This window comes from Streptomyces sp. McG3 (assembly GCF_018619185.1).
GTDB lineage: Bacteria > Actinomycetota > Actinomycetes > Streptomycetales > Streptomycetaceae > Streptomyces.
Window position 1 is genome coordinate 1 of sequence record NZ_JAAXYC010000337.1, and the last position, 8,218, is coordinate 8,218.

Annotated in this window: 5 protein-coding genes and 2 pseudogenes; 2 read left to right on the forward strand and 5 right to left on the reverse strand. The window is 67.6% G+C overall.

Annotation, left to right across the window (positions count from 1 at the left end; all coding sequences use genetic code 11):
• Positions 1-376 precede the first annotated feature (376 nt).
• The 3 genes and pseudogenes from HET64_RS33280 to HET64_RS33290 all read right to left on the reverse strand — a co-directional run bounded on the left by HET64_RS33280 (position 377) and on the right by HET64_RS33290 (position 2,057).
• On the reverse strand, positions 377-787 hold the full coding sequence (locus tag HET64_RS33280; RefSeq protein ID WP_215110893.1) for an Imm10 family immunity protein: 411 nt from the start codon (positions 785-787) through the stop codon (positions 377-379).
• Between the two features lie 143 nt (positions 788-930).
• Positions 931-1,556 (reverse strand): annotated as a pseudogene (locus HET64_RS33285) (IS30 family transposase); the annotation flags it as partial.
• A 300-nt stretch (positions 1,557-1,856) separates the two neighbouring features.
• Complete coding sequence (locus HET64_RS33290) at positions 1,857-2,057, reverse strand: hypothetical protein (protein WP_251146229.1); 201 nt, start codon at positions 2,055-2,057, stop codon at positions 1,857-1,859.
• Between the two features lie 74 nt (positions 2,058-2,131).
• Here HET64_RS33290 and HET64_RS33295 point away from each other — a divergent pair, with 74 nt between their 5' ends.
• Together HET64_RS33295 and HET64_RS33300 are read left to right on the forward strand one after the other, a co-directional pair.
• Positions 2,132-2,827: a HEPN domain-containing protein gene (locus HET64_RS33295; RefSeq protein WP_215110897.1), complete on the forward strand. Its 696-nt coding sequence runs from the start codon at positions 2,132-2,134 to the stop codon at positions 2,825-2,827.
• Positions 2,828-3,034: 207 nt separating this feature from the next.
• A pseudogene (locus HET64_RS33300) lies at positions 3,035-3,602 on the forward strand (transposase).
• 517 nt (positions 3,603-4,119) lie between these two features.
• Here the strand turns inward: HET64_RS33300 and HET64_RS33305 are convergent.
• Positions 4,120-4,515, reverse strand: coding sequence for a type II toxin-antitoxin system HicB family antitoxin (locus tag HET64_RS33305; protein WP_030757448.1), 396 nt, complete (start codon positions 4,513-4,515; stop codon positions 4,120-4,122).
• Between the two features lie 356 nt (positions 4,516-4,871).
• Entirely contained in the window at positions 4,872-8,144 is a 3,273-nt protein-coding gene (locus HET64_RS33310; RefSeq protein ID WP_215110901.1) for a helicase associated domain-containing protein, read from the reverse strand.
• Positions 8,145-8,218 lie beyond the last annotated feature (74 nt).

Sequence of the window (8,218 nt, forward strand, 5' to 3'; positions counted from 1 at the left end):
CCCCACGCCCCCGCACTACTCGAAACCAGGACCACATCATCGCCCCGCCCCTGCGACGCGTCCCCGGTCCGACCACTCCGGTACCGGCCTGTGACACAACGTCAGGCCGCAGCCCCGGGCCGGGATACATCAGAGCTCCGGATGCTCCTGTGAGCTGCGGCCGTCTGCCGCCGCGCTGTTCCCGCTCCGGCCGAGCGCCCCTTCGAGAACTGCCGGCGGGCGACCGGCCGCTACGAGAACAGTACTCAGACGACAGCCGCCGCCCGGGCCGCCGTCCTCCTCCGCGAAGCCCCCGCCCTCACCACCACCGGCGCCGTGTCTTCGAAGGCATGTTCTGGCCCCATCAGAACGGTTTCGAGTGGCTCTACCCCTCTCGTCAGACCGCCAGCCGCGTGGGCACGGCGTCCGCCCGCCCGTAGGCGAGCACCTGGGCAAGGATCTTGCGGAACCGGGTGACGTCTTCGGCCGGAGCCTCGATGACGGCCTCGATCTCGCCCTCGTCCAGCCGAAGGCTCTCCAGCGCCTCGGGATCCAGCAAGACGCGGAGGATGTTGCCGTCCAGGACGGCTTCGCGCACGCATCCGTATGCCGTCCCCTGTCCGGCGGTGACGAGGCAGTGCGTGTCCATTCCCAGCGCGACCTCCTGGTCATCGGGCTCTTCCTCGCCCGCCATGAACATCACGATGAAGCCGCTGCCGTCTTCGCCCTCCGCGAGGGCGGCCTCGGTGAAGTAGCCGTCAGGATCGATCTCCGTGGTAGCGACGCGAGCGGTGAATCGGTACGTCATAACGAGGTTGTATCAAGGCGGTCAGACAGGCCGTCCAGGAGGGGCGTCGACGTCATCACAGCCAAGGTGGGACCACTCCAAACCGTTCCTCAGCAGGGGCCAGACGGCGCCGGGCGGATTCCAGTAGCGGTCGCAACACCTGGTCACTCGACTGTTGCGATGAGCCTACTGAAGTGGAGGGCCGGAGTCTGCCAGCCGAGGGCTTTGCGGGGGCGGTCGTTGAGTTCGATGGCGACGGCGGCCAGGTCGGCGGCGGAGTAGATCGAGAGGTCGGTTCCCTTCGGAAAGTACTCGCGGAGCAGGCCGTTCGTGTTCTCGTTCGTCGGCCGCTGCCAGGGGCTGCCGGGGTCGCAGAAGAAGACCGGGATGCTGGTCGCTCTGGTGAACTCGTCGTGACGGCCCATCTCGCTGCCCTGATCCCAGGTCAGGGTGCGGGCGAGCGTCGGAGGGAGGCTCTGGAAGGAGCGGACAAGGGCGTCGCGGACGTGTTCGGAGCTGCGCCGTCGGGAAGGTGTAGGAGCTTGACGTAGCGGGTGGTGCGGTCGACGAGCGTGCCGATCGCGGACCGGTTGTCCTTGCCGACGATCAGGTCGCCCTCCCAGTGGCCGGGGACGATCCGGCCGTCGGCCTCCGGGGGCCGTTGGCTGATGGTCAGGCCGGTGGCACGGAACCGGGTCAGGCGCTGGTCGGGGCGACGGCGCTTGCGCCGGTGCCGGCGGCGGGTCCGCAGCTGGCCCAGGGAACGGTCCAGGCCGCCGCGGTGGGGGAGGGGGCAGTAGTCGTCGCGTTCGGAGGGCGATCCGTACTCCTTGATGAGGTCGCAGGTGCACGTGCTGCCCTCGTAGTGTCAAGGATGCCCAGAGCCTCGTCGAAGGGCGCCGTCCAGCGGGCCCGCGCGCTGCCCGGACCGTAAACGGGGAAGCGAAACGGGGACGCGTTTCACCTTTGAACTGCTGGAACACCCACCACGGGGAGTGGAGCGTGTGCGTTTCACTCCCACGTTTCAGGTCGCCGGTGCCGGGCGCAGCGACGCGAGCGGGGAGCGCCCTCCCTTGCTCACCGCGCGCAGCTACTCCCAGTCGGCCTCGGGGTGGGCGGGGATGACCGCGTCGACGGAGGCGGTGGTGTAGAGCCGGACGTCGACGGCTCCGGCGCGGCTGGTGCCGAGGCGGACCTCGATGGACTGCGGGGAGCGGAGCCGGCCGAGTCGGACCATGTGGTCGAAGCCGGCGCGGCGGCCGACGGGTTCCGGAATTCCCGCAGGGATCACGGTGCGAACCCGTAGGCTCCTCGGACCCGGAAGGGCGGGTGACCCTTGGGTTCGAGGCGGAGGACAGTCGGATCATGGCAGCATTCGGAACCGCGCATCGCAGTCTTCTGGACGATGCCGTTCCCGACATCGAGCGGTTGGTCGAGTTCCACGAAAAGGAGACCGGGACGGCGCGAGGCCGGCGTCGCCCCGATATCCAGGTCGTCAGCCGTTCAGCGGTGGTGCTGATCTGCGCCTCGTGGGAGGCGTTCTGCGAGGACCTGGCCGCGGAGGCCCTGCGCCACCTCGCCGACCATGCGCCGAAGGGTGCATCGCTACCCAAGGAGATCAAGAAGACCTTGAAGAAGAGCCTGCTCGATGAGAAGAACGAGCTGGCGATATGGGATCTGGCAGACGACGGCTGGCGGACAGCTCTGCGTGCTCGTGCCAAGTTGCTCACGGACGACGATGACCGCTCCCTGAACACGCCGAAGCCTCGCCAGGTCAAGGACTTCTTCGATCAGAATGTCGGGATCGCTGATATCACCGCTGCATGGCTCTGGCACAAGAACGACCAGCAGCGAACGACTCAGTTGCTGAACGACTTCGTTGTCCTCCGCGGTGCTATCGCTCACCGCCGCTCGCCAGCTGGCGGCGTTCGGAAGAAGAAGGCGACGGACGGGCTGGATCTTGTCCTTCGCCTGGCCGAGAAGAGCGCCGAGTGCGTCAGTGATCATCTCCTGAAGCACACGGGGGTCGCGCTCCCTGAACTCGACCCACCGACCACGTAGTCGATTCGTCCAACTGCGCTCCAGGCGGACGAAGTTGGACCACCCACGCTCGCCACCGTCCACGACAGGGTGACGGTCCCCGAGATCCATGACTCACTGGCGCAACGGGACTGCCTGCCCAGCGAGCACTGGGTCGATGCCGGATACCCCACAGTCGGCCAGGTCGTCGCCGCACGCCGGGACCACGGGGTCGCCCTGCACGGGCCAATGGCCGCCAGCACCGCCGCTTCGACCGACGGCCCCTTCGGGCAGGAGGCGTTCACCATCGACTTCGACCACGAACGGGTCACCTGCCCGAACGGTGTCACCAGCACGCAGTGGCACCACCGGCACTCCCAGCAGGGCCTGCCCGTCATCCGGGTCCGCTTCGACCCCGCCGACTGCCGAGACTGCCCCCACCTGCGCGCATGCGTGAACTCACCCAAGGCCGAATACCGCTCGCCCAACCTGCGGCACCGCGACGAACACGAAGTCGTTCAGGCGGCCCGGACCGAACAGCGAACCGATGCCTGGAAAGACCGCTACAAGATCCGAGCCGGAGTCGGGCACCATCTCCCAAAGCGTCCAGCGCTGCGGCCTGCGCAGATCCCGCTACCGTGGCCTTGCGAAGACTAGCCTTCAGCACCAGCTCACCGGCGCCGCGATCAACCTCGCACGCATCGACGCCCACCTCACCGCCACACCCGCACCAGCCACTTCGCAGCACTTCGCCCCGCCGACCAAACGATCGACGGGGCGAAGTAGAGGACCCCGAATTAGCCAACAGCCTCAGTGAGGTCCGGGGCCCGGCCTGGTGGGGGAGCGGGTCAGAGGTTGTCCCAGCAGCTCGCGTGTTCGGAGGGCGGTCCGTACTGCTCGATGAGGTCGCAGGTGCAGGTGCCGCCCTGGTAGGAGTCCTTGTCGCACTCATCGTGGTGCTCCCGCTCGGACCGCAGTTGCGGGACCGCCGACTCCGCGGGTGTCGCCGTCCGTTCTTTCTGATCGGTTCACGAGCTGAGGAGCTGGGCTGATCGGTTGGCTGGTTGGTGTTTCATTTGCTGTGCCTGTCGAGTATTTGGGGTGCCGTTCTGGGGAGTGATGCCTGGTGGGCTCTGAGCTGGGGCTCTTTGCAGGGGAGCGGCTGATGGTGTGCTTGATCAGCTAGTTGGGTGAGTGCTCATGATCGTTCGGTGGCTTTTGCGGTGGTCGGAGCGGCGGTGGTCGTCGGACGTTTTGCTCACTAGTGGGGTGACTGCGGCGCCCCCGCAGGTGCACAAACCTGCGGGGGCGCCGTGACCTTCAGTGGAGCAGCGTCAGCCCTTCTTGGGTGCGAGTTTGGCGATGTATTGGTGTGAGACACCGAGCATGGCTCCTGCGTCTCTGACCGTGGCCTTCGCGGTCAGAGTTCGTGCGGCGGCCATGAGAGCCTCAGTGGCCGCTTTGGCGGCTTCTTCGGCTTTTTCCCTAGCCTCCTCGGCCGTGATGATCGCTTCGGCCATTTCGGGATCGGCCGGTCGCATCACGACTTTGAATGACTCTTCGGGGATCTCTAGCAGCATCGCCACCACGTCGGCGGCCATCCTGCTCGCCTCGCTCCAAGTGCGCCCCTGAGTGACCCCGACGAAGCCTTGCGGTAGGTCGGGGATCGTCACAGCCCAGTGGGAGCCATCGTGCTTCGCAATCGCGTTGTATGTCGTTGTGTCGCCCATTTCTCCTTCCCTTCTTGTACGCCTCGCCGAAGTGGTGGGATCCTGATCGGTGGGGGCCGACTTGGACTCGGCCCCCCGTCGATCACGCTCCCTCCGCCGCCTTGATCAGAGTCTCGGCGGTCCCTTCGGCGATCTCTCGGTGTCGCGGGACGGGAAGAGACACACCCTGCAGGGTGTAGATCTCATGACGTGCTCCCTGTCTCGCGAGTACGAGATCCGCCCCCTTGCCGGCGGCGATTCGCCGCAGTTCCCGGAGCAGTACTCGTTTCTGCACCCGGCTAGGCTACTCGATGCGACAGGATCTGTCTACTTCATGCGACAGGACGTGATCTTGCAGGTGCCGACTTTCCTGGGCATCACGAGCGGCTGATTGTTCGCTGGGACGGGCTTGTACCGGCATGAGTTGTGTAGCGGCACAGGGGTGTGGGTCCGTGGATGCCGAGGGTGGTCATGAGGTGTTGTTGGCGGGGGTGGAGTTGGTTCCAGGCGTGCTGCTGGGTGCGGATCCACTTGGTCGTGGTGCCGGGGAAGGCGTGGCCGGCGGTGTGGTGGGTGTGGGCTTGGTGGTAGCTGTGGTTCCAGGAGGCCCGCCAGGGTGGGTTCCACCACGGGTCGAGTGCGGTGAGCTGTGTGTCGTGGGGCCAGGGCCGACCGGTGCGGCGTAGGTGGGCGACGGCGCGTTTGCGCTGCTCGTACAGCCACCAGCCCAGGGGAAATCCGTCGTGTTCGGTGGTGTAGTGGGCGGTGCCGAGTCTGCCGTGAGTGTGTGCGTAGGAGCGGGCGTAGGGCAGGCCGCCGTCGATGGATGAGGAGACGGTTGTGGGGCGCGACTGGCTGGCGCCGGTTCTGCGGCGCGTGCGTGTTTCCTGCTGGGGGCGGGCGGCGTGTGCGTCCTGGGGTGTTATGCCGAGTCCGGTCAGGAGTTCCTGCTGGCCCGGGTGGAGGTCGTCATAGTTGGTGCACTGGGTGAGCAGCCATCTGGTGGCGGCTGGAGGGAGTCCGGGGAAGCCTGCGGCCGCGTTCAGAGCGTGGCCGTGGATCTCGTTTCTGACGGCATGGTAGGCGATTTGCCATGGTAGGCCCCAGGATGGGTTCCACCATGAGTCAAGGCCGTCGAGGGCCTCGGCGCGGTGGTGGGGGAGTCGGCCGTTGGCGGCCCGTTTGCGTTGGTGGGCGAGCCATGTCCCCAGCTGGTAGCCGTGGTGGTTCGTGCTTCTGGGCACGGCGAGGTGTCCGTGTCGGGCGGCGTAGGAGCGGGCGTGGGCCAGGCCGGTGTCGAATGATGCCTGCTGGGTGACGCGGCGGGACCGTGCGGTGGGGGCATTGGTGGCGGTGATGCCGAGTTGCGTGAGCCTGTGTTGCTGCCCCGGGTGGAGGTTCTGGTAGGTGACGCACTGAGTGTAGAGCCATTGCCCAGTCCAGTCGGGGGCGCCGGGGAAGCCTTGGTCGGGGAGGAGTTTGATCCCGTTCTCGACGAGTTTGCGGGCGGCGCGGTGGTTGATCTGCCAGTCCCCGTTCCACGGTGGGTTCCACCATGGGTCGATGGCGGCCAGCAGTGGGCCGGCCGGGTAGGGCGCGGCGGACCTGGCGGTGTGAAGGCCGGCCTGGTGCTTTTGGCGGGCCAGCCATTTTCCGATGGGGAAGCCTTCGTGCCGGTCGGAGGGTGATGCGTTGAGGTCGCCGTGCAGTGCCGCGTAGGAGCGGGCGTAGTAGAGACCAGTCTCCAGGGACGGCCTGTGGGTGGCGGGGTTGGGACGGGCGGTTGCGACAGTCTGCTCAGTCAGTCCGACGGCCGCGAGCTGCTGGCGCTGTTCTGCTGCCAGGTCCGGGTAGGACACACATTGGGTGTACAGCCATTGACCGAGCTCGTCGTCGAAGGCTGCAAAGGCGCTTCCGGGGTCGAGGGGGTGGCCGGAGCGGACGAGTTCGGTCACCGTGTAGCAGGCTCGCTGCCAGTCGGAGGGCCAGGGCGGTGCCCACCACGGATCCATTGTGTCCAGCTGTTGCGTGAGGGCGGGATCGAGGATGCCGCGTCGGGCGCGTACGCGGAGGTTGGACAGCCATTGGCCGATCGGGAAGTCGGCGTACGTATCGGCAGCGCTCGCACAAAGGTGCCCGTGCTGCTTCCAGTAGGCGCGTGCGTTGGTCAGGCCCTGGTCACGGGCCTCGGCGAGGTTGCGACGCCGCGGCAGTGCGTTGCGGGCGGCTTCGGCACTGACGCCGATCTGTGCCAGTAGTCTGCGCTGCTGGGGGTGGAGGCTGCTGTAGACCTGGCACTGCCGGTACAGCCAGGTGCCGAGATTCTCGCTGGTGCCCGGGAAGCCCTGCTCGGGGCTGATGTCAGTGCCTGAGTCCAGCAGCCGTCGTGCGCGCAGGTAGATGCGCTGCCACAGCGTGCTCCAGGCAGGATTCCACCACGGGTCAAGAGCGGCCAAGGCCTGGCTGCGCTCGGGGGAGAGCTGGGGGCCTGCTGCGCGCTGGTTGGACAGCCACAGGCCGAGTTGGAACCCGTCCTTTTCGTACCGGTAAGGAATGCAGAGGTGGCCGTGCTCGGTGGCGTAGGCACGGGCGTGGCGCAGGCCGCGCGCGAACCCCTTGGCGGTCTCAGCCACGTCTGGGGCCGGCGCCCCCGCCGACTCCGTTTTTCCGGGCGCTTCGTCGACGGGCCGGGTTTCGGCCAGGAGCCGGGTGATCGGTGCGGGCCGGTGGGGCGGGGAGACGTGCCACATGCTGCGTGTCTTCGGCTTGTGCCCGGCTCTGGTGCGTACGCAGGCGCGTACCCAGGCGTTCAGCGGGCCTGTCGTGAGGGCGCTGAGGCGACCGGCTATCCGTGGCCGCTCAAGACGCCGAGCCAGTTCGTCCGCGAGGCCGGGGACATCGGCGAGCGCGTGCGGCTGATGCCGCCCCGCGTCATCGAGTAGCCGCTGCTGCAGGCTCGGGTCGGCGAGGGCCGCGGTCAGCGTGACGGCTTTGGGATAGGTAACCGCATCCCGCGCCGCGGCACGCCATGCGAGGTCGTTGCCGGCTGTCATCAGTCGCAGCCGGTCGGGCCAGAGGATCTTTTCCGGCCAGGGCTCGTCCCACCATGCAGCCAGAATCGCTTGTGCCACGGTGAATGCTTCGGCAGCGTGCGGATAGCGTCGCAGCAGCCGTACATGACGGCGCTGGGCCGCCCCGATCTGCGGCGCATACAGCAGGTCGAGCTGCCCGGGGCCCGCCGTTGCCCCGTCGACGACGGGTGTTTCCAGCATCCAGCACTGGTGCTTGACGCATACCCGGCCGTGGGGCTGGAGGTAGCGGCGTGCTTCTTCCTGGCCCTGTGTGGCGGTCGCGGTGCAGGCCCGGCATCCGGGGCCGGTCGGCGGGATCGTGGCTGGGGTGCGGACCCAGGCGGCCGGCCCGCTCCCGAGTCTGCTCGAGGGAACGTCCCTGCCCCAGGCCGACAGGGCACGGTGCAGGTGTTCTTCGGGCATGCGGCAGAAGGCGGCGACCACCGCCCGGGCCTCGGCGTTGAAGACCACTTCTCCGTCGGGTCGCACCGTGAACAGATTGGGCCGCCGTCCCACGTCCACGAGCGCGCCGATGAGCTCTTTGGCGGTGAGCCTGTAGCGGGAGGCGACTCTGCTCATGAACGACAGCGTCGTCTCGCCGTTCAGCGGAGCTACATGCACTGCGCCCAAAGGCAGCCTGTGCGGGGGGGGGG

What these genes read in the sequence shown, in the direction of transcription:
- HET64_RS33280 (WP_215110893.1), bottom strand. Translation starts at nt 787, where the DNA reads ATGACGTACCGATTCACCGCTCGCGTCGCTACCACGGAGATCGATCCT.
- HET64_RS33295 (WP_215110897.1), top strand. Translation starts at nt 2,132, where the DNA reads ATGGCAGCATTCGGAACCGCGCATCGCAGTCTTCTGGACGATGCCGTT.
- HET64_RS33305 (WP_030757448.1), bottom strand. Translation starts at nt 4,515, where the DNA reads ATGGGCGACACAACGACATACAACGCGATTGCGAAGCACGATGGCTCC.
- HET64_RS33310 (WP_215110901.1), bottom strand. Translation starts at nt 8,144, where the DNA reads ATGAGCAGAGTCGCCTCCCGCTACAGGCTCACCGCCAAAGAGCTCATC.